The following is a 21193-nucleotide window of genomic DNA, read 5'->3' on the forward strand; positions in this document are numbered from 1 at the left end:
AGCTTGGTTTCGGCAGCGAAACAAACTTTTGGAGGCACCTATGCTGCATGTCCCTGTCGTCCACAGCATGACCAATGGCGAGACCGTCATGGCAAGCGCCGACATCGGCGCACCCGCCGAGCGGATTTTCCAGGCCCTGGTCACGGACGAGGTCGAGCGCTGGTGGGGGTCCGCCGACACCTACCGGATGGTCGATTGGTCCGCCGATCTTCGCATCGGCGGCCGTTGGAAGGTCACCGTTCGAACGGCAGACGGCAGGGACCTGCCAGCGAGCGGCGACTTACTCGACATCGAGGCGCCGCGCCGGATCGTGCAGACGCGGGCCTATGAATGGGACCATCCCACGCTTGGCCGGCGGCAAACGACGGTCGCCTGGCTGCTGCAGCCGATCGCCGATGGCACGCGCGTCACCATCTGTCATGGCGGCTTTACTGGCTTGAGCGACGCGGCGGCTGAACACGCCGAGGGCTGGGGCAGGGTGCTGGCCTGGCTGCAGGTGTATTTTGACGCTGGGAGATTGGCCGCGGCTTAGCCGACTCGTGGCGGTGCATTTGATGTCGGCGGGACAGCATCCCCTCGGGCCTGCCGGCCATCTCCCCCGCAAAGAGGGGGATTACACGCTCAATCGCTGTCACCAATCTCGAAATGTGACAGGGGTGACGCGGCGTCGAAGCTGTCATCTCCCCACTTGCGGGGGAGATGGCCGGCAGGCCAGAGGGGGGTGGGCGGGAACTCGGCGGGAACGGCATGTTCCCAACGCCTAACACCTCAAATCACATTCAATTCCCTAAACGCCCGCCCTTCCGCAACCCGGCCATAGCCAAACGCCGAGCAATCTACCGTGCGGTAGCCGCCATGCACGATCAGCTCGGCCAGCGCCTTGCCGACGGCCGGCGCCTGCTGCAGGCCGTGGCCGGAAAAGCCGTTGGCGAACAGGAAATTCGTCACCTGCGGATGCGGGCCGATCACCGCGTTCTGGTCGAGCGTGTTGTAGTCGTAGTGGCCAACCCAAGCGCGGGTCGGCTTGATCGCCTCGAAGGCCGGGATGCGGGTGGCCAGCACCGGCCAGATCACCTCTTCGAACAGTGGCCAGTCGACATCGAAATCCTGGGGATCGGCGGGCCCGTCGCCCTCTTCCGGCTCGGCACCAGCGGTGATGTAGACCGAGCCTTCCGGCCTGAGCCAGATGCCGCTCGGGTCGACCAGTAGCGGCATGTCGGCATATTTCTCGCGCGCCTCGAAGACGAAGACGTTGCGCTTGCGCGGCTCCACCGGCAGCGCCAGCCCGGCCATACCAGCCACCTTGCCGGCATTCGGCCCGGCGGCGTTGACGACGATGCCCGCTTCCAGCGTCTCGCCATTGTCGAGGCTGACGCCGGTGACGCGGTCGCCTTGCCGCTCGATGCCGGTGACGTCGGCGGTGATGAAATCGATCTTCTTCTCGCGTAGCGCCTTGCGGAACAGCATCAGCATCGCATGCGCGTCGAACCAGCCCTCGCCGGTCCGCCCATAGGCGCCGGCGGTGATGCCTTCGACCGACAGCCAGGGGAAGCGACGCACCAAGGCGTCGGCATCCTCAAGCAGGATGTCGGCGCCCTCGGCGATCTGCGCCTGGTGATTGGCTTTCAGGATCGGCAGCCCGTTCTCGCCGGCAAGGATGAGATAGCCGCCTTCGTGGAAGCCTATATCGGCATCCGCGCCGAACTCGTCCTTCAGCCGCCGGAACAGTTTCAGCGTGAACTGCGACAGCCGGATGTTTTCCGGGATCGAGAATTGCTGGCGGATCGAGGCGCAGGACAGCGTCGTCGCCGCATGGGCAAATTGCGGATCGCGCTCGATCAGCGCGATGGAGCCCGAAAACCCCTCCTCGCGCAGATAGTAGGCGATCGAGGATCCAACGATGGCCCCGCCGATGATGACAATGTCGTAGCGCACGCTTTTTATGCCCTTTCCGGTTCGAGCCGCTGATTGGGGAGTCACGCGGTTGGCAAGGTAATCTCGAAGCGCGTGCCGCGTTCGGAGTCAACCAGCTGGATCATACCATCATGCGCTTTCAGGAGGGCCAGCACGATGCCGAGCCCCATGCCGGTGCCGCCGGAATCGCGCCGCGTGGTGAAGAATGGTTCGAAGATGCGCGCCCGGTTGCTCGGCGAAATGCCGGCGCCGTCGTCGCTGACCAGGATGGACGCCTTGCCGCCGGTGCTCGCCACGGTGACCGACACCTGCGTCGCGCCGTGCCTGGCTGAATTGTCGATGAGATTGGCGAGCACGATTGCCGCGTTCTCAGCCGATATGCGCAAATCGATCTCGCCGCCGGCCTCGACACGAACCGCCAGCCTGTTGTCTACAGGAAGCAGTGCCAGCGCTGGGCCGATCGAGGTACTTTCACCGCTCGGCGCCAGATTCTCGGCCCGCGCCAGGTCGAGCAGCCGGCGCACCAGCAGATTGAGCCGCCCCGCATCGGTGACGATGTTGTTGGAGAAGCGCTGCCGCTCGGCCTCGTCCATCGCCGAACCGGAATCGCGGAGCAGCTCGGCCGCACCCTGGATCGCCGTCAGCGGCGATTTGAGCTCATGCGACACATGGGTGGCAAAGGTCTGGATCGAGTCCGATCGCGCCTGCAGCTTTTCCGCCATGTCGAGGAAGGCGGCGGAGAGCTCCGCCATTTCATAGGTGCCGTGGTGGTCGAGCGGCTTGATGGCCTGGCGGTCGCCGGCGGCGATGCGCTGGGTGCGGTCGATCAGCGCATAGATCGGCCGACTGACGGTGCGCAGGAAGACCAGGCCGATGAGCAGCGTGCCGCCGAGGATGGCGATCGCAGCCAGGGTCACCTTGCCGCGCTCGCCATAGAGATGCTTGACGATATTGTTGGGCGTCCGCGACACATAGACCACGCCGGCGACCTTACCGTCTATGGCCACCGGCAGGGCGACAAAGACACGCACCTTGGTGCCTCGGCTGACCGAATAGAGCGGTGGCGCCGGCTGGTTGGGAATGCGCAGCCGCAGCGCACTGGCATAGCGGCCGGCAAGGGCCTCGCGCACCTCTTCAACCCCGTCAAGCGATTGCCCGACCTCGCCACGTCCGGCAATGACGACGCCGGTGGGGTCGAGCAGCCGGAAGCCGGCCAGCGTGGTTTTCTGCGTGGCATCGAGAACACCGGACAGGCGCGCGCCGATGGCGGCGAAGGCGGGATCGATAGTGGCAGGCATCGCCGCCGGCCGCGTCGGCAGCACGGTGTCGGAAGCGAGATCGAGCTGCGGCTCGATCGGCCTGTATAGCGGGTCAGGGACGCTTCGGCTCGCATCCCCGTTTGCCCGCGCCATCGGCGCGCCGAGTTTTTCCGGCGGGATGCCGGCGTCGCGCACGTCCTGCGCATAGATGGCGGCGATGGCAGCACCTTGCGCGATCAACTCCGCTTCGGTCTGGCGGATCAACTGGTTCTCGTAGAGCCGGAAGAAGAACAGGCCGACCAGCGGCAGTGCCATCACCAGGATCAGGATGGCAACGACGACCGTGGCAAGGCGCGGCCGCCATTTGCGGCCGATCCATTTGCGGGAGGCCGTCAGCCGCATCGGCCGAGCCGGAAGCCGACGCCGTGCACAGTCTCGATAGCATCCAGGCAACCCGCCGCCGCCAGCTTGGCGCGGATGTTGCGGATATGGCTGTCGACGGTGCGGCCGGCGACATGGATGTTGGCGGCATAGGCGTTTGCCATCACCGCGTCGCGGTCGAGCACATGCGTCGGCCGCGCCAAAAATCCTTTCAGGATCGAGAACTCGATCCCGGTCAGGGCAAGCGGCTTGCCATCGAAACTGGCGGCGTGGCTGGCCGGCGCCAGAGCGAGCTTGCCATGAGCGAACTGCCTGTCGTCGGCCGGTTCGGGCAGCACCGGGCGGGCGCGCCGCAGGATGACGTTGACGCGGGCGACCAGCTCTCGGGGGCTGAACGGTTTTGTCACATAGTCGTCGCCGCCCATTTCGAGGCCGAGGATGCGGTCGATCTCCTCGTCTCGCGCGGACAGGAACAGCACCGGCACGTCGGATGTGTGCCGCAGCCGCCGGCAGACCTCCAACCCGTCCATCTCCGGCATGCCGATGTCGAGCACGACGAGATCCGGCGTCCGGCGTCCGACCTCCTGCAAGGCGGCGGCGCCGTCGGCCACCCCAAGCGTTTTCATGCCGGCCTTTTCCAGCGCGAAGCAGATCACCTCGCGGATATGCGGGTCATCGTCGGCGACGAGGATGTGATGCGGCATCGGTCAGCGGCCCGGCAAGGAAGGTTGCGAAGGCTGAGGAAGCACGAGCGACCCCTTGCTGTCGAGATAGCGAAGCAGGCGCCAGTCGCGAAAGCTCCAGGCCCGCCAGTTTTCCTGAATGGTGCGGTACCAGTCTTCGTCGCTGCCGCGCCGCCCTGCCAGTTCGCGGAAGACCGAATTGTTGGCGGCTCGACTCTGATGATCGAGGAAGCGATCCATCGCCGGAAAGGCACCCGGGCCGAGCGAGCGCAGATACCAGGCGTCGAGGGAAATGCCCTGGCCGGTCATCTCGAGGGAGTGGTCGACATTGTAATTGGCGATCAGCGCGGCGAAATTGATGAAACAGCCGGCATAAAGCGTCAGAGATAACGTCAGAAGATTGGCGGACAACAGCCATTCATTGGATTTTCCGAGCGCTATGCGGGCGATGATCAGCGCAAGACCTGATGCCACCAGCCCCATCCAGACGAAAGCCGCGATGCGCCAGTAGGTCAGCGCGTAGATGCCGACATAGAGATCGAGCCGCAGGATCGACGAGATGACCAGCATGATGTTCTGCGCCACCCAGGCATAGACCAGCCGGCGGATGAGCGGATCCCCCGATGTTTCGCTTCCCGGCCTGAGCGCCGCCAGCACGAAGCCGGCGGCAAGCAGCGCGGTGACGATCAAGGGATAGGCGCCGCGATGCGCGTAAGCCGCATAGCTCAGCCCATCGGGCAGCGCCACCCCGCCCCACAGATAGGTGGCGTCGAGCCCGGTCTGCAGCGCAAACAGGATGTTGAAGACAACAAGCGCGCGCAGGATGGCGGGTTTGCCGAACAGGATATCCTCTATGGTGGTGATTTTCTCAGCTTGAGTGCTGACCACCGCCGGCGTCGCGCGAGGGATGCGACGAACCAGACGCGGCAGGCGTGGCCGCAGAAAGGCCCAGACACAGACCAGCACGAACAGCCAGAAGGCAATCCTCGTGAGCTGGATGAGATCGAGCAGCTTAAGAAGGTCGACCAGCGACAGCCAGTAGTCGATGACTGGATTGGCGGCGCCGAACAGCGCCAGGAAGACGGCGCCCAGCGTCAGCGGCATGACCCAGACGGCGATCGCTGCCAGCCGGACGCGGCGCCGGCCGAAGCGACGCGCCGTCCTGCGCCAGCGGATGAAGTCGTTGGCGAACCGGAACGGCGCCGCCAGCCCGAACAACGCGATCTGGCCGGCAATGCGAGCGATGCGATGGCGCAGCCGCCCGCTCAGCGAGAGCGCGAAGACGACCAGGGCCGCAAGCGCGATCGATACCGACAGAGCGCTGACATTTTCGGCGAGCGGCAGCAGCGCGACAAGCAGCGCGGTGGGCTTGATCCACAGCCTGCCGTCGCTGAAGGCGGCGGGATGCAGGGCCACCACGGCGGCGGCAATCAGGATCGCGAACAGGAAAACCGTGATGCCGGCTGGCTGGCCGTAAAAGAGAAAATCCGCCAGCGCGACCAGCAGCACTGCAACACCGAAGCGGGCGCAGTAGCTCGGTGCCGCGGAGAAGAATGCTGTCATGGCCTGGCCCTCCTGACGGCTTCCAGCCGGATGGTCGGCGGGCACTTGCGGGCAAAAGGGATGAGGATCGCCACCGGATTCGCGCGTGGCGGATCGACCAGCCACCAGCCCTCGCTACGCAGCCGGTAAGGAAGGGACCAACGGGGTTCTGCTCGGTTTTGCATGCCGCCTGTCTCGCAGGCCGGCAGGGAGACTGCGGGGCGGATCCGAGGAGGTTTTCCGCATGCGTGTGCAGTTTTCGTGCAGGGCTGGAGACGACTTGCCTCGACCATCCACAGACGGCATAGATCCGCCATGGAAACCTATCGTCCGCGCCGCTCGGTGCTCTACATCCCGGCCTCCAACGACAGGGCGCTGGCCAAGATCGCGCAGCTTGCCTGCGATGCCGTCATCATCGACCTCGAAGATGGCGTCGCTCCGGCCGACAAGATCGCCGTGCGTGAAAAACTGGCCGGCATCTTCGCCAACCGCCCAGCTGCCAACCACCTTGGCCGCCGCTGCGAGATGGTGGTGCGCATCAATGCACTGGCCAGCGAATGGAGCGCCGACGACCTTCTGGCTGTCGCAAGCTGCGAGCCCGACGGCATCCTGTTGCCCAAGGTCGACACGCCGCGCGACCTGTTTGAGGCCGGCGATGTGCTCGACGACAATTTTGCTCCCGACAGCGTGAAACTGTGGGCGATGATCGAGACGCCCAAGGCGCTGCTCAACATCGGCGCCATTGCCGAACTTGGCCGCGATCAGGCTTCGCGCTTGGCTTGTTTCGTTGCCGGAACGAACGACCTGCTCAACGGCACCGGCGTGTCGGCGACTCCTGACCGGCGCTACCTCGTGCCGTGGCTGATGCAGATGGTGCTGGCCGCGCGCGCCGGCCGCCTCGACATTCTCGACGGCGTCTCCAACGATTTTCGCGACCTCGACGCCTTCGCCCATGAATGCACGGAAGCGGCGGCCATGGGGTTCGACGGCAAGAGCCTCATCCATCCGGCCCAGATCGAAGCGGCGAACCTGGCCTTCGCGCCGTCCGCTGAAGCCGTGGCCGAGGCACGCTTGGTGAAGGATGCCTTTGCGCTTCCGGAAAATGCCGGCAAGGGCGTGATTGCGCTGAATGGAAAAATGGTCGAGAGGCTGCACTTGGCGCAAGCTGAAAAACTGCTGGCGAAGGCGGCGGCCATCGGCGCATGATATCGCCTGATGCTCGCGGGCTAAGGGCACTCACGACAGGAATTGACGGATGAAACTCTACCGCTTTCTCACTGGCCCTGACGATGCCAGCTTCTGCCACAAGGTGACTGCGGCGCTGAACAAGGGCTGGCACCTGTTCGGCTCGCCGACCTATGCCTTCGACAAGGAGGCCAAGACGATGCGCTGCGGCCAGGCCGTGGTCAAGGATATCGACGGTCAGGAATATGGGCCGGATACCAAGCTGAGTGATTGGTAGGCTTAGCGATTGGTATAGTCCCACGCTGGCGGGACAGCGCCCCCTTTGTCCTGCCGGACATCTCCCCCTCAAGGGGGGGAGATCGGATGTCGTGGACGGCTTTCGCTAATTTTCAGCGTGGAAGAAAAGGAGCGGAGGTTGAAACTGCCAATCTCCCCACTTGAGGGGAGATGGCCGGCAGGCCAGAGGGGGCGCGAAGGAATGAGACGCCAGTTCCTTACCGCTGTGCGCAAGCCTCTGACGTTCTACTCAGCCGCCTCTTCGATCTTCTCCATATCATCGTCCGAGAGGCCGAAATGGTGGCCGATCTCGTGGATCAGCACGTGGGTGACGATGTCGCCCAGCGTTTCCTCGTTTTCGGCCCAGTAGTCGAGGATGGCGCGGCGGTAGAGCGTGATACGATTCGGGCCTTCGCCGGTCTGCGGATTCCAGCGCTCGGCGATGCCGCGTCCCTCGAACAGGCCGAGCAGGTCGAAGGGCGTTTCCAGCGACAGATCGTCCATGATCTCGTCGGTCGGGAACTCGGCGATCTGGATGACGATCTCGCCAGTCAGCTTGCGAAAATCCTCCGGCAGATGGGCGTAAGCCTCCAGCGCCAGGAACTCCATTTCCTCCATCGACGGCGAAAGCTCGTCGTGCCAGCTGCGGGTCTTGTAGATGCGGGCCATGCTGTGTCCTTTGATCCCGGCATATAGGCTTTCGCGCCGCAATCGGCAAATGGCGCGGGCGGCCGCGCCTCCGACAAGCCCCGGGGCAGGAATAAATTCCCCATGACTCCGCTTGACTCTTCCAGCACCCTCTGGAATCTATAGGAACATAACAGGAACAATTGTGAGTGGAAGCTGACCGTCATGGCGATGACCGCCGTGGCGCGGGAGACTGTTTTTGCCCTGCGCCGCCAGATCGCGAAGATCGAGGGAACGCTACCCGAGCGCCTGCAGGCGCCGGCCGCCGCGGCCCCCGATGTTCGTGTCGACGTCGGTCCCAGCATCGATGTGACAATTGTCCGCCGTGGCATTGCCGCGGCGCTGCCGGATGCGTTCCTGTCCACCGGTGTCGAGCGGCTCGATGCCGCCCTGAGCGGCGGCCTGCCGAAAGCCGCCTTGAGCGAAATCCATGGCATTGAAACCCGCGATGCCGGAGCCGTCGCCGGTTTCGCTCTGTCGCTCACAAGCCTGATCCTCAAGCAGACGCAAGGGTTGCCGGTGCTGTGGATCGGCACATCGGAGATTTTTCGCGAGGCCGGCTTTCCCTATGCCAGGGGGCTTCATGCCTCGTTCGGCATCGAACCCGAGCAATTGCTGTTTTCCGAGACGGCAAAACTTGTCGATGCGCTGTGGGTCGCCGAGGAGGCCGCCCGGATGACGGCGCTCGCCGCCGTCATCCTTGAGATCCGCGGCAATCCGCAGCGGCTCGACCTGACCGCGACGCGCCGGTTGCATGCCCGGGCACAGAGTGCCGGCCGCCCGGTGTTCCTGCTGCGGCAGGCCGCCGAGCCCGAACCGACGGCCGCACCCGTTCGTCTCATCGTCGCGTCGGCACCGGCGGTGCCGCGCGACACCATCGCCGGGCCGCTCGCCGGCTCGATCGGCCGCCCAGCCTTCACCCTCACCATCGGCAAGAGCCGCACGGCCCTGCCTGGACAATTCACACTGGAGTGGAACCCCGATGAACGCGCATTCGAGGAAAGATGGGGCGAGGAAAGAGCAAAGAATCCTGTCGCTGTGGTTTCCCTATCTCGCGGCCGAAAGGATCCTGCGGCAGCGTCTGGGGCGGTCCTGGCGTTCCCGGCCGTCGGATCACCTGCCGCTGGTGATCAGCCACCGCAAGGGCAACGCGCAGCGCATCTCAGCCCTCGACGAGCGGGCTGAGGCACTGCACCTGAAGCGCGACATGGGCATCGCCGATGCGCGCGCCATGCATCCGTCGATCGACATCGTCGAGGCCGATCCGCAGGCCGATCGCCGCCTGCTCGAAGGCCTTGCCGACTGGTGCGACCGCTACACCCCGCTGGTGGCGCTGGACGCAACGGACGGCCTGTTTCTCGACGTCACCGGCTGCACCCATCTTTTCGGCGGCGAACGCGCCATGCTGGACGACATCCTGTCGCGCTTCTTCCATCAGGGTTTCGATGTCCGCGCCGGGCTTGCCGCGACACCAGGGGCGGCCTGGGCGGCGGCACGCTTTGCCAGTGACCGCATCGTCGCAGGCGGCGAGGAGGAGGCGCTGCTCGCACCCTTGCCGCTGGCAGCCCTGCGCATCGAGCCCGCGACCCGCACCAGCCTGGAAAGCGTCGGCCTGCGCACGGCGGGCGCCGTCATGGCGGCACCGCGCGCGCCGCTTGCCCGCCGCTTCGGCGCCTCGTTGCTTTTGCGCCTCGACCAGGCGCTTGGCCGTCTCGACGAGGCGGTGTCGCCGCGCCTTCCCGTCGCGCCGCTTTCGGTCGAACGTCACCTCAGCGAGCCCGTCACCCTGACCGAGGACATCGAGCGGCTGGTGGGCATGCTGGCGGCGGCATTGAAGACCGACCTCGAGCGCCGTGGCGAGGGCGCCAGGATGCTGGCGCTGCTTTTGTTTCGCGTCGACGGCGCCGTCAGCCGCATCGCCATCGGCACCTCGCGGCCGATGCGCGAACCCCCGCTGATCCAGAAATTGTTCCATGAAAGGCTGGCCGCGCTCGAACAGGATATCGATGCCGGCTATGGCTTCGATCTCGTGCGGCTCTCGGTGCTGTCGGCCGCCGCCTTCGACATGCAGCAGGCCGACCTTGCTGGCGAAGGGACCGATGACGGCGCCGATATCGCGCTGTTCGCCGACCGTATCCGCGCCCGGCTCGGCGAGGGCGCGGTCCTGCAACCGGTCACTGTGGAAAGCCATCTGCCGGAGCGCGCCGTCGCCACGATCCCCTTCACCGAGGCCCCGCGCCGGACCACGCCGCCGAAGAAGCCGGACCGGATGCAGGCGCCGATGACCATCTTCCCGCCGGAACGGCCGATCCGGCTGTTCCGCTCGCCCGAGCCCATCGAGGTGCCGGCCACCGAAATGCCGGAGGGCCCGCCGCTGAACTTCCGCTGGCGGCGCGCGCTCTACAGGGTGACGCGTGCCGAGGGACCGGAACGCATCGCGGCGGAATGGTGGCGCGAGGCCGCTAGCGACGAGGCGGCATCGACACGCGACTATTTTCGCATCGAGGATGCCGACGGCCGCCGCTACTGGCTCTACCGGCAAGGCCTCTATGGCGGCTCCCAGGTGCCGCCACGCTGGTTCCTGCATGGGGTCTTCGCATGAATGCGCTGACCGTCATTCCCTATGCCGAATTCGGCATCCAGTCGAATTTCTCCTTCCTGCGCGGCGCCTCCAAGCCGGAGGAACTGGTGGTCGCCGCCAAGCTTTTCGGCTTTTCCGCGATCGGACTTGCCGACCGCAACACGGTGGCCGGCGTGGTGCGCGCCTGGCAACAGGCCAAGGTCGAGACGCTCTCCTACCATCCCGGCTGCCGGCTGGTTTTCGGTGACGGCACCCCTGACATTCTCGCCTATCCGCAGGACCGCAAGGGCTGGGGGCATCTCTGCCGCATGCTGACGCAAGCCAATCTGCGCGACGAGAACGAGAAGGGCGCCACTCTTCTCCAGCGCAGCGACTTGCTCGAATGGGGGGACCTGATGTCGCTGGCGGTCCTGCCCGATCTGACGGCAGGGGCGGAAGACAGTCTCGCCTTGCTTCGCCAGCTCAAGGATCGTTTCGGAAGAAATCTCCGTCTGGCCGTTTCGCCGGACTATGCTGGCAATGACCGTTTCCGGATCGAGCAGGCAGCGGCGTTTGCCGAGAATGCCGGCATCCCGCTGATGGCGACCAACGACGTTCTCTATCACACGACTGAGCGGCGCCCGCTGCAGGATGTGCTGACCGCGATCCGCCTCAACACGCCCGTCGCCGAGGTGGGGCTGCAGCTGGCCGCCAATGCCGAGCGCCATCTGAAGCCGCCGATGGAGATGGCGCGCCTGTTCCGCAGGCATCCGCAGGCGCTGGCCGAGACCTTGCGCTTTGCGCAGGAGCTGACCTTCTCGCTGAGCGACCTCCAGTACAACTACCCCGACGAGCCGACGGAGTCCGGTCTCGGACCGCAGGCCGAGCTGAAACGGCTGGCGCGGGAGGGGGCAGCCAATCGTTATCCGGCGGGGGTGCCTGCGTCCGTGACCAAGCGCATAGAGGAAGAGCTCGCTCTGATCGAGCGGCTGAACTACGCCCGCTATTTCCTGACGGTCTACGACATCGTCAAGTTCGCCCGCAACCAGGACATCCTCTGCCAGGGGCGCGGTTCGGCCGCCAATTCGATCGTCTGTTTCTGCATCGGCATCACCGAGGTCGGGCCGGACAGGATCGACACGCTGTTCGAGCGCTTCATTTCCGAGGAGAGGAACGAGCCGCCCGACATCGACGTCGACTTCGAGCATGAGAAACGGGAGACCGTCATCCAGTACATCTATACGAAATACAGCGCCAAGCGCACCGCACTCGCCGCCGCCGTCATCAGCTATCGCGGCCGCTCGGCCTTGCGCGAAGTGGCGAAGGCCATGGGCCTCTCCGAGGATGTCAGAAGCGCATTGTCGAGCACGATCTGGGGCTGGTCGACCTCGGAACTTGGCGAGAAGGAGGCGCACGCTGGCGGCATCAACCGCGCCGACCCGCTGGCAAGACTGGTGATTGAGCGCTCCAACGAGATCATGGGCTTTCCCCGCCATTTGTCGCAGCATGTCGGTGGCTTCGTCATCACCAGGGACCGACTCGACGAGATCGTGCCCATCGTCAAGACGGCGATGGACGAGCGCAAGATGGTCGAATGGGACAAGGACGATCTCGACGCGGTGAAGATCCTGAAAGTGGATGTGCTGGCGCTCGGCATGCTGACCTGCCTGCAGCGTGCCTTCGCCCTGCTTAAGGATCACTATCCAAACGCGCGAGATAAATATGGCCAACCCTATGTGCTGGCCACCCTGCCGCCGGAGGATAAGCAGGTCTACGACATGATCTGCCGCGCCGACACGCTCGGCGTTTTCCAGATCGAATCCCGCGCCCAGATGTCGATGCTGCCGCGTCTCCAGCCACGGGATTTCTATGACCTTGTCATCGAGGTGGCGATCGTGCGGCCGGGTCCGATCCAGGGCGACATGGTTCACCCTTACCTGCGCCGACGGCAAGGCAAGGAAAAGGCCGAGTATCAAAAGCCGGAGCTGGAGGCGATCCTCAGCAAGACACTTGGTGTGCCCCTGTTTCAGGAACAGGCCATGAAGATCGCCATCGTCGCGGGCGGTTTCAAGCCGGGGGAGGCCGACGAACTGCGCCGCGCCATGGCCACCTTCAAGCGCACCGGCACCATCGGCAATTACCGCCAGCGCATGATCGACGGCATGATTGGTAAGGGCTACACGAAGGACTTCGCCGAGCGCTGTTTCAAGCAGATCGAGGGTTTTGGCGAATACGGCTTTCCCGAAAGCCACGCCGCGTCCTTCGCCCTGCTCGTCTATGCCTCCTGCTGGTTCAAGACCTTCTACCCCGACGTGTTCTGCGCCGCGATCCTGAATTCGCAGCCGATGGGGTTTTACCAGCCGGCCCAGCTCGTCCGCGACGCGCGCGACCATGGCGTCGACATCCGCGACGTCGACGTCAATTTCTCGGTCTGGGACTCCACTCTGGAGAAAGCATCCTTCGATCCGGACCGCATCCTCCCACGCCATGCCGAAATGCGTGGTGTCATCAAGACAAATCATGCGCTGCGGCTCGGCTTGCGCCAGATCAAGGGCCTGTCGGAGGAGCGCATGGACGCTTTCGTCAAGCAGCGCGGTTCAGGCTACGAGTCGGTCAGGGATGTCTGGCTGCGCTCCGGCCTCGATGTCGACGAGATCGAAAAGCTGGCGCAGGCCGACGCCTTCCGTTCGCTTGGCCTCGATCGTCGTGAAGCCTTGTGGGCGGTGCGCGCGCTCGACGGCAAGAGTGCTGCCGAAAAGCTGCCGCTGTTCGACCAGCCGGCGATCCGTCTGCGCGAGCTGGAGCCGGAGACGAAGCTGCCCAAAATGCCGCTCGGCGAGCATGTCATCCATGACTACCGTTCGCTCGGCCTGTCGCTGAAGGCGCATCCGGTCGCCTTCCTGCGCGAGCGGCTCGACCGGGCCGGCGTCACGCCCAATGCCGAATTGCCATCCGTGCGCGATGGCAGGCGTGTCTCGGTCGCCGGCCTCGTGCTGGTGCGGCAGCGCCCCGGCAAGGGCAACGCGATCTTCCTGACGCTGGAGGACGACAAGGCCGTCGCCAACATCATCATCTGGCAGAGAACCTTCGACCGCTACCGGCCCGTCATCATGGGCGCCAGGTTCGTCCGCGTCACCGGCAAATTGCAGTCGGAATCGGATGTCATCCATATCGTCGCCGAGAAGATCGAGGATTTGACCCCCTGGCTGACCGTGCTCCTGGAAAAGGTCAGCCAAGCCAACCTGACAGTCGCCGGCCCTGCGGAACACCCCGTCAGCGGTACGGATCGCGACCCCGCGCCACGCAACGCGGCGATCCGACCGGACCTCGCAACGCTATCGGAAGAGGCGGAAAGTGTCATGCCCAAGGGACGCAATTTTCAGTAGCACAGGGGGGCGTTGTCCCGCCAGCCGCTGCCAATCTCGCCACCTATCAAGACGGCCCACTCAAGCGTGGCGGCGACAACACATCCTCCACGGAGAGCGTCCGCGCTTCCGAAGGCAGCATGATCGGGATGCCATCGCGCACCGGATAGGCGAGCTTGGCGACCCGGGAGACCAGTTCGCCGCGCTCCGGATCCCAAGTCAGCGGCCCCTTGGTCAGCGGGCAGGCAAGCAGCTCCAGCAGCTTGGGGTCGACATTGACCTTCTTCCCGTCACGCCCATCCGCCGCCATCGTGTCCTCTTCTCAGTGTCCGACCCAAGATGTGTCGAGAGAAAGGTCAGGCCGCCAACGCAGGAAATTTGTCGTTTGCAGGCCGGCTAGGTATCGACGCATCTCATTGCAGGCTCGAACCAAAATCCTCATTCTCGCGCGCCAGCGCCATTTCGGTGATGGCGATAAGCGTTTCGGCCCGTGTCTTCAGATCCGCCGCCTCGAGCAGCGCCTGTTTCTCGGCCGGCCCATAGGGCGCCATCATCGACAGCGCGTTGACCAACATGGCGTTTTCGGCCCGGCTGACGCTTTCCCAATCGGCTTCGAGGTCATTGGCCTGCAGATAGGCGCGGAACGCCTTGAGCAGCGATGGCCGGTCGATCTCGTTCGCCGCCTGGTCCTCGTCGAGATCGGCCAGGAAGGGCGCCAGCTTGCACTGGCGAAACGGCGTCTTGACCGTCAGCTCGTGGGCGATGCGGAACCGGCAAACGCCTTGCAGCGAAATCAGATAGCGGCCGTCGCCGGTTTCGGAAAAGGCGATGATGCGCCCGGCGCAGCCGACATTGCAGAGCTCCGGCTCGCCGTCGTCGCGCAAGGCGCCGTCGAGGCTGGGCTGGATGATGCCGATGAGCCGCGAGCCGGCAATGGCCTCGTCCACCATCTGCAGGTAGCGCGGCTCGAAGACGTTGAGCGGCATGCGGCCTCCCGGCAGCAAAAGCGCACCCTCGAGCGGAAAGATCGGGATCGTCGACGGCAAATTCTTGGCGAGCCGGTAATGCGCGTTTCCCGCTTGCACCTCAATCCTCCGATCGCTTCCATAGGGAAGCGGGTGTTGCTTCTATGCATATCCCTTTCGCAGAGCCGGGGCCACTTTTGCGCGACATGCATGGGTCACTGGTAATGTGGCGCGATGGCCGCCGGCCGCAAGCCTGCGCGACCAAAACAATCGCTAACCGGCTCAGGAAAACAGCAGCGACGACAATTTGCGGCGCGCCGCAAGCGTCGCCTCGTCGGTCATGCCCCAGGCCTCGAACAACTGCAGCAATTGCGTCTTGGCGCCGTCCTCGTTCCAGGCGCGGTCGGCCTTGATGATGGCCAGCAGATTGTCGGCCGCCGCCGTGCGATCGCCATTGGCGTTCTGGATCATGGCCAGATCGAAACGCGCCTGATGATCGCCGGGGTTCTCGGCCAGGCGCCGTTCGAACTCGGCCGGGTTGCCAAGTGCTGCCGCTTGCGCCGCCAGCGCCATCTTGGCGCGCAGGGCGGCCAGCGGCGGCGCATCCTTCTTGGCCTCGGGCGCCGTTGCCAGCAAGGACTCGGCGCCCTCGATGTCACCAGCCTCGAACAACAGGTCGCCCAGCCCGCCAATCGCCTCGACCGTCTCCGGCGCCTGCGCCAGGATGGCATCGTAGATATCGGCCGCCGTCTGCATGTCGCCGGCCGCGCGCGCCTCGTTTGCCGCGGCCAGGGCCTCGGCCACCGGCGGCGCACCATTGCCCTTGCCGCCCACCTTGGTGATGAATTCGGCGATCTGGCTCTCGGGGATCGCGCCCATGAAGCCATCGACCGGCTGGCCGTCCTTGAAGGCGATGACCGCGGGGATCGACTGGATGCCGAGCTGGCCGGCGATCGAGGGATGGTCGTCGATGTTCATCTTGACCAGCTTGACCCTGCCGCCGGCGGCCTTGACGGCCTTCTCCAGCTGCGGCGTCAGCTGCTTGCACGGCCCGCACCAGGGTGCCCAGAAATCGACCAGCACCGGCTGGCGGCGCGATTCCTGGATGACGTCGGCGGCAAAGGCGGCAGTCGTCGTGTCCCTGATGACATCGGTGGCCCCTGGGGCGGCCGGCGGCGCCTCGCCAAGCGCGACTTTCGCGCGCGGAGCCTCGGTTCCACCATATTGCACGGTGGTGGAATATTGGCCGCCATGGCTTCCAAACGGATTGTTGTCGCTCATCTCTTTACCCTTCCGTGGCGCGGCCGCCGGCGGCCAGGCGCTTTCAGACAATCTGACTTAGGCCATCCATGTGGCGATCACGCGGAGACTTTCAAGATAGCAGCATCGTGGCCGGTTGCCTCGACGAATCTGATCAGGTCCGCCGCTGCGACCGACGTCGTCGCCTCATTGGTCAGCGGATGCGCGTTGATCACCGCATGGTCCATCAACGCCTTGTCGAGAACCACCTTGACCCGGCCCGCAACGTCGTTGATCAGGCCGAAGACCGTGACCGCCCCCGGCGTCACGCCGAGCAGCTCCATCAGCATCTCCGGCTTGCCGAAGGAAACGCGGCCGGCAGCGCCGATGACCTGGTGGATCTGCTTCAGGTCGACGACCGCGTCCTCGCCGACGCTGACCAGGAAAAAATTGTCCTTCTTGTCCTTCAGGAACAGGTTTTTGGTGTGGCCACCGGCGATTTCGCCGCGCAGCGCCTGCGAATCGGCAACCGTGAACAGCGGCGGATGGCGCCGCGTCGAGGCAGCGATCCCGAGTTCGGCAAGAAATTCCATCAGCTCAGCTTCGGTCTTCGGCATCGGTTTTGTCTTCGTCCCGTTTCCTGCCAAGCCGTTTACGGCCAATGGGGCAGCCGACACAAGACCGTCATGCGACATCGCGGCGAGCGCGCCCGCCGCATAGCAAAATGCCTGACATTTCCCTGTTGCAATCGCCGCGCTCTTCAGCCATATAGGCCCGGCTTGCGGCCAAGACGCCGTGTGAGCGGGTGTAGCTCAGGGGTAGAGCACAACCTTGCCAAGGTTGGGGTCGAGCGTTCGAATCGCTTCACCCGCTCCAGTTTCCTTCGGGAAATCAAGCGACTAAAAGGCGCCCTTTGGGGCGCCTTTTGCTTACATGGCCTTGCCAACCGGCAATGCAGCGGCGCAGGTCTATTGGGCGACTTGGGACACGGCTGACATCAGCTCCTGCGGGCTTGGCGCCCCAAACATGTATCGCCCACCCTCTGGAACCTCCGTGAAGCTCCAGCGGACGATCCCTTGCCGGTCCAGCAGGAACTGACCGACCAGTTGTCCGTGCCCGGTTGCCAACATCTGCTCATCGGCTTCGGTCAGTTCGTAATGGTCCCTCTTGTCGAGGATTTCGCCGGCCGCCAAAGGATCCAAAGGACCAGGCAACTCGCCTGGCATCTCAATCCGCATATCCTTTACCGCTGCCATCGAGACCTTGTACGGCCAGTTCGTCTCGTTTTGGGTGAATTCGAGATTGGGCAGTCCAAAAGCACGATGTGAAGCGCGTTCAGGGTCGGAGGCCGCAAGCAGATTCGGCATCGGGTGGTAGCGGAAATAGAGGCGCGCCCGTTCGATCGGCGTGTTGACCACCGTCAGGCTCTCCACGCCCTTTTCGCGCAGCTCCGGATCAAGCCGCGCCTGGGCGGCGATATGGCGCCGGCAAAACGCACAATGCAGACCTCGAAACAAGCCGACCAGCACCGGTTTTTGTCCGCGGAAGTCGTCTAGCGCGATCTTGCCTTCCTGGGTAATGGCGTCGAGTACCACGTTCGGCGCGCGGTCGCCCGGTTGAAGCGGTACCAAGTCACGAGGCGCGGACATTTCAACCTCCCACCCGGCTAGTCGAGAAAAGGCAGCACCACAAGCGCTTCCGGGTCGAGCCCGTGCTGGGCGCATATACCCTGCGCCAGGGAAAAGTAGCGTTCGGCCTCGGCCAGATTGTCGATGTCGAGATTAAGCGTTGCGAGACCATCATAGCACGGAAACAGCAGTTGGGGTTCGCCCGTTTCGCGGGCTACGTCCAGGGCTTCGTGGAACAAGCCGACCGCCAGTTCCGGACGGCCGTTGCACTGGTGGATCTGCCCAAGCACGATCAACGGCACCGGCAGGTGCTCGCGCTGGTCGAGCGCCCGGTCGATCTCGATGGCCTTCTCGGCAGCAGGGACGCCCTCCGTTGGACAGCGATCCGTGAAGGTACAACAAGCGACCGCCAGATTGGCGAGGAGGCGCGCCTGGAAACCCAGGTCACCAATATGGCGCGCCACTTCGAGACCGCGCCGACAGACCGCCATCGCCTGTGTCGGATCGATGGTCGTGTAAAGCACGCCGAGATTGGTGTAGCCGCGGCAGGCCGCCCCCAGCAGACCGGCGGCTTCGGCCAATTCGATGCTACGCTCGACCTGACCCACGGCTTCCCGGTTTCGCCCAAGGCGAGCCAGCGCGACTGCCTTGGTATTGAGGGCCTCGGCGGTCACAAGAGTGGCATCACGCCCGGCCTCGGAGACATGCTCCGTTGTCAGGGTACGCACGCAATCCAGCGCCGCGTCCGCCCATTTTGCCGCGAGAGCGTGATCCCCGCTACGGAACGCCTGCCGGCCACGCTCTTGCCACAGATGCGCCTGCTCGATCGGGGCATCCGCTCCATCGAGGAGCGCTGCCGCTTCGGCATAGCGCGATTCTGCGTTGTCGCGCTTGCCGACGTCCCAGAGCAGCCGACCGATCTTGCGCAAAACGCGCGCCGAAGCGACCCGATCGGCTGACTCGCGGTATGCCTGCAACACCGTCTCGTAGTGGTGGTGCGCGATCTCGCGGCGGCCTGCTGGGCCGCTCAAATCGGCAATGCGCTCTGCAATCGCCAGTTTGAGCTGTGTTTGCCCGGTCGCACCCAACGCAGTCAGTGCCCGCTCGTAGAAACGAAGGGCGTCGTCGTTGGCGTAGATCATGCGAGCGCGATCGCCCGCCGCCTGCAGATAGTGCGCGCCCTTCTCCCGCTCGGCGCTCTGTGCGAAATGATGACCGAGCACGGTCAAATCCTCAAGCCGTTCCGGTCTGGCGCCGCACAATTGCTCCAAGGCAGCACCGACCCGCCCGTGGATGTCGGTCCGGCGCTGCAGAAGCAGATTCTGGTAGATCACGTCCTGCAGCAAAGTTTGCGTAAAACGGTAGCTTTGCGACGAGACCGAGCCTGATCCGGCAACTTCCTCGATGATTTCCGCATCGCAAAGCAGTTCGCAGCCGGCTTCCAGCCGGCCGGGGTCGGCTGTCACGGCTTTCAGAAGTGTGGCATCGAAGCGCGGGCCGATCACCGCGGCTTCCTGGGCCAAACGGCGCACCTCCTGGGGCAGCCGGTCGACGCGAGCAAGCAACATTGCCTGGATGGTGGCGGGAATGCCGGTTGCGGCTTCGCCTGCCACAGTGCGCCATTGCTGGCCCTCGCGCACCAGGACACCGCGATCGATAAGGCCGCGAACGATCTCCTCTATAAAAAGGGGGTTGCCGCCCGCGCGCTCGAGGATCTGGTCAAGAAGCGTTCCTGCTGAGTTTACCCAGCTCTCGCCGAAAAGCGCCGCCAGCAGGCTGCGTCCGTCATCGCGGCTGAGCGGCGAAAGCCTGAGCGCGGTGTGACTGACCCGACTTGAGTCGAGCTGGCCGTGGTCCGGCTCCGGACGATGCGTGACCAGCAACATCAACCGCGTGCGTTCCAACCTGTCCATCACGAAACGCAGTGCTTCGAGCGACACGGCGTCGGCCCAATGCAGGTCTTCGACGACGATCAACAGCGGCGACAACGCAAGCCGCCGTTCGATGATCGTGCGGACTGCGTAGAGAATTTGCCGCCGCAACTGCTCGGGCTCGACATGCTGCAAGGTGGCATCGGGGTCGCCAAGGCCAAGCACATGATAGAGCAGAGGCATTAGCCGCTTCGCCTCCTCGCCCTGCAGGCCAAGATCGGTCAACAAGCCAGCGAGCTTGCCCCGCATTTCGTCTCCAGTGTCGTTCTGCATCATCCCGGCAGCGCTGCGCACCACCGCGCCCAAGGCGCCAAATGATCGTTCGCCCAGCGGTGAGCACGTGGCCTGCCGCACGGCGAGGTTGCGAAAACGATCCTCATCGCCGACGCGGGCGACGAACTCCTTCACCAGCCGCGATTTCCCGATACCGGCTTCTCCAACGAGGCGGACAAGTTGGGCCGAGCCGCCGCACGCCTGGTCAAGGCTCGCCAGCATTCTATGCAGCTCCGCATCACGGCCTATCATCGGTGCGCTGAGGCCGAGCGCCTCAAGCCCACGTGCCGCACGCGGCGCCGCGAGCGGTGCATCCAGACGATGGACGAGCACACTGCCAGCCTTGCCGCGAAGCACGACATCACCCAGCGGCTCGTAAGAGAAGGCATGCCGGGTCAGCCTGTGAGTGAGCTCGCCCACCAGCACCTCACCCGGTGCAGCCAGTGATTGCAGGCGTTGCGCCGTATTCACGGTGTCGCCGGTCACCGAATAGGATTTGGCGGTGCCGATGCCCAATCCGCCAGTGACGACCGGGCCGGTGTTTATGCCGATGTGGAGCAACAGGGGCGAGCCGGAGTGGGGGGCGCTTTCGCCCAGCCGCGCCGTCCGGGCGATCATGTCGAGAGCGGCGCGAAGCGCACGTTCCGGATCGTCCTCATGCGCGACCGGCGCACCGAACAGAGCGAGCAGTGCATCGCCGATGAATTTGTCGACGAAACCACCGAAGTTTCGCACGGCCGCCGTCAATTCCTTGAACAGTTCGTTCTGCAGTGCTTGCATCACCTCGGGGTCGAGCTGCTCGCTGAGTGTCGTGAAGCCGCAAAGGTCGGCGAAGAGGACCGTCACCGTCCGGCGATCGGCGTCGGAGACGGGATGCAGCCCATCGTCGCTCTCGATGTTCGCAAGCAGCGACGGCGTTCGAGAAGGCGGCACGATGGTCCGGCTCTGTGTCGGAGCAGGCCGTTCGACAGCTTTTGCGGCCGCACCGACGCTTGCCCCGCATTTCGGACAGAACTCGAAATCAGGTGCGCAGGGGTAACCGCAACTGGCGCATGGCACGGGCTGGCGCTTGCCACACCTCGGACAGAAAGCGAATCCGCTCTCAACCTCGAAACCGCAGCCCGAGCAGTCCATCGACAAGACCTCACCAATGCATGTCGCCCAAAAGTGGACCCGGTTTTGGGACAACGACATGCATAAAAACAAAGACCTAAAGCGGCCGCGGCGGCGTGATTCCCCACGCACGTCACGGCCAGGGTATTCACAAGGATGAACCGTTAGTCGTCGACCAGCAAGCGGCAGCGC

Annotated in this window: 17 protein-coding genes and 1 tRNA gene; 7 read left to right on the forward strand and 11 right to left on the reverse strand. The window is 64.6% G+C overall.

Annotation, left to right across the window (positions count from 1 at the left end; translation table 11 throughout):
* Positions 1-40: 40 nt before the first annotated feature.
* Positions 41-532 carry an SRPBCC family protein gene (locus AC1D2G_RS01930; RefSeq protein WP_477411684.1) on the forward strand — a complete coding sequence of 164 codons (492 nt, stop codon included), beginning with the start codon at positions 41-43 and terminating at the stop codon, positions 530-532.
* A 236-nt stretch (positions 533-768) separates the two neighbouring features.
* On the opposite strand, the gene AC1D2G_RS01935 is transcribed toward AC1D2G_RS01930, so the two are convergent.
* Genes AC1D2G_RS01935 through AC1D2G_RS01950 form a run of 4 tightly spaced genes read right to left on the reverse strand, consistent with a single transcriptional unit; the run spans position 769 to position 5800 of the window.
* The gene (locus AC1D2G_RS01935) at positions 769-1935 is read right to left on the reverse strand and encodes an NAD(P)/FAD-dependent oxidoreductase (protein WP_477392504.1); all 1167 of its coding nucleotides are present in this window, start codon (positions 1933-1935) and stop codon (positions 769-771) included.
* A gap of 41 nt (positions 1936-1976) precedes the next feature.
* The gene (locus tag AC1D2G_RS01940; RefSeq protein ID WP_477411685.1) at positions 1977-3575 is read right to left on the reverse strand and encodes an ATP-binding protein; all 1599 of its coding nucleotides are present in this window, start codon (positions 3573-3575) and stop codon (positions 1977-1979) included.
* On the reverse strand, positions 3566-4258 hold the full coding sequence (locus tag AC1D2G_RS01945) for a response regulator (protein WP_477411686.1): 693 nt from the start codon (positions 4256-4258) through the stop codon (positions 3566-3568). The genes AC1D2G_RS01940 and AC1D2G_RS01945 overlap by 10 nt, the downstream gene beginning before the upstream one ends.
* Before the next feature lie 3 nt (positions 4259-4261).
* A complete protein-coding gene (locus AC1D2G_RS01950) occupies positions 4262-5800 on the reverse strand; it encodes a DUF4153 domain-containing protein (protein WP_477411687.1) in 1539 nt (512 codons plus the stop codon).
* Between the two features lie 294 nt (positions 5801-6094).
* On the opposite strand from AC1D2G_RS01950, the gene AC1D2G_RS01955 reads away from it, so the two are divergent.
* Positions 6095-6985, forward strand: a complete 891-nt coding sequence (locus AC1D2G_RS01955; protein ID WP_477411688.1) for an HpcH/HpaI aldolase/citrate lyase family protein — start codon at positions 6095-6097, stop codon at positions 6983-6985.
* A 49-nt stretch (positions 6986-7034) separates the two neighbouring features.
* A complete protein-coding gene (locus AC1D2G_RS01960; protein WP_457153451.1) occupies positions 7035-7241 on the forward strand; it encodes a DUF1737 domain-containing protein in 207 nt (68 codons plus the stop codon).
* A gap of 245 nt (positions 7242-7486) precedes the next feature.
* On the opposite strand, the gene AC1D2G_RS01965 is transcribed toward AC1D2G_RS01960, so the two are convergent.
* Positions 7487-7909, reverse strand: coding sequence for a metallopeptidase family protein (locus tag AC1D2G_RS01965; RefSeq protein WP_095084388.1), 423 nt, complete (start codon positions 7907-7909; stop codon positions 7487-7489).
* A gap of 183 nt (positions 7910-8092) precedes the next feature.
* Here AC1D2G_RS01965 and AC1D2G_RS01970 point away from each other — a divergent pair, with 183 nt between their 5' ends.
* The 3 genes from AC1D2G_RS01970 to AC1D2G_RS01980 are packed head-to-tail and all read left to right on the forward strand — an operon-like array spanning position 8093 to position 13873.
* Entirely contained in the window at positions 8093-9112 is a 1020-nt protein-coding gene (locus AC1D2G_RS01970) for an ImuA family protein (RefSeq protein ID WP_477411689.1), read from the forward strand.
* Positions 9054-10529, forward strand: a complete 1476-nt coding sequence (locus tag AC1D2G_RS01975; RefSeq protein WP_477411690.1) for a DUF6504 family protein — start codon at positions 9054-9056, stop codon at positions 10527-10529. Before AC1D2G_RS01970 ends, AC1D2G_RS01975 begins: the two co-directional genes overlap by 59 nt.
* Entirely contained in the window at positions 10526-13873 is a 3348-nt protein-coding gene (locus AC1D2G_RS01980; RefSeq protein WP_477411691.1) for an error-prone DNA polymerase, read from the forward strand. The genes AC1D2G_RS01975 and AC1D2G_RS01980 overlap by 4 nt, the downstream gene beginning before the upstream one ends.
* A 46-nt stretch (positions 13874-13919) precedes the next feature.
* On the opposite strand, the gene AC1D2G_RS01985 is transcribed toward AC1D2G_RS01980, so the two are convergent.
* From AC1D2G_RS01985 to AC1D2G_RS02000, 4 genes are all read right to left on the reverse strand, one after another.
* Entirely contained in the window at positions 13920-14162 is a 243-nt protein-coding gene (locus tag AC1D2G_RS01985) for a Trm112 family protein (protein ID WP_095083950.1), read from the reverse strand.
* Positions 14163-14265: 103 nt separating this feature from the next.
* Positions 14266-14937, reverse strand: a complete 672-nt coding sequence (locus AC1D2G_RS01990; RefSeq protein WP_095083949.1) for an LON peptidase substrate-binding domain-containing protein — start codon at positions 14935-14937, stop codon at positions 14266-14268.
* A gap of 162 nt (positions 14938-15099) precedes the next feature.
* Complete coding sequence (gene trxA, locus AC1D2G_RS01995) at positions 15100-16098, reverse strand: thioredoxin (protein WP_477411692.1); 999 nt, start codon at positions 16096-16098, stop codon at positions 15100-15102.
* A gap of 77 nt (positions 16099-16175) precedes the next feature.
* Positions 16176-16673, reverse strand: coding sequence for a prolyl-tRNA synthetase associated domain-containing protein (locus tag AC1D2G_RS02000; protein ID WP_477305432.1), 498 nt, complete (start codon positions 16671-16673; stop codon positions 16176-16178).
* A gap of 184 nt (positions 16674-16857) precedes the next feature.
* On the opposite strand from AC1D2G_RS02000, the gene AC1D2G_RS02005 reads away from it, so the two are divergent.
* A tRNA-Gly gene (locus tag AC1D2G_RS02005) sits at positions 16858-16932 on the forward strand.
* A 92-nt stretch (positions 16933-17024) separates the two neighbouring features.
* On the opposite strand, the gene AC1D2G_RS02010 is transcribed toward AC1D2G_RS02005, so the two are convergent.
* The gene (locus AC1D2G_RS02010) at positions 17025-17705 is read right to left on the reverse strand and encodes a redoxin domain-containing protein (protein WP_477224751.1); all 681 of its coding nucleotides are present in this window, start codon (positions 17703-17705) and stop codon (positions 17025-17027) included.
* A gap of 17 nt (positions 17706-17722) precedes the next feature.
* Positions 17723-21022, reverse strand: a complete 3300-nt coding sequence (locus AC1D2G_RS02015; RefSeq protein ID WP_477412421.1) for an adenylate/guanylate cyclase domain-containing protein — start codon at positions 21020-21022, stop codon at positions 17723-17725.
* Positions 21023-21193: the final 171 nt, after the last annotated feature.

This window comes from Mesorhizobium sp. P2_C7 (genome assembly GCF_056404515.1).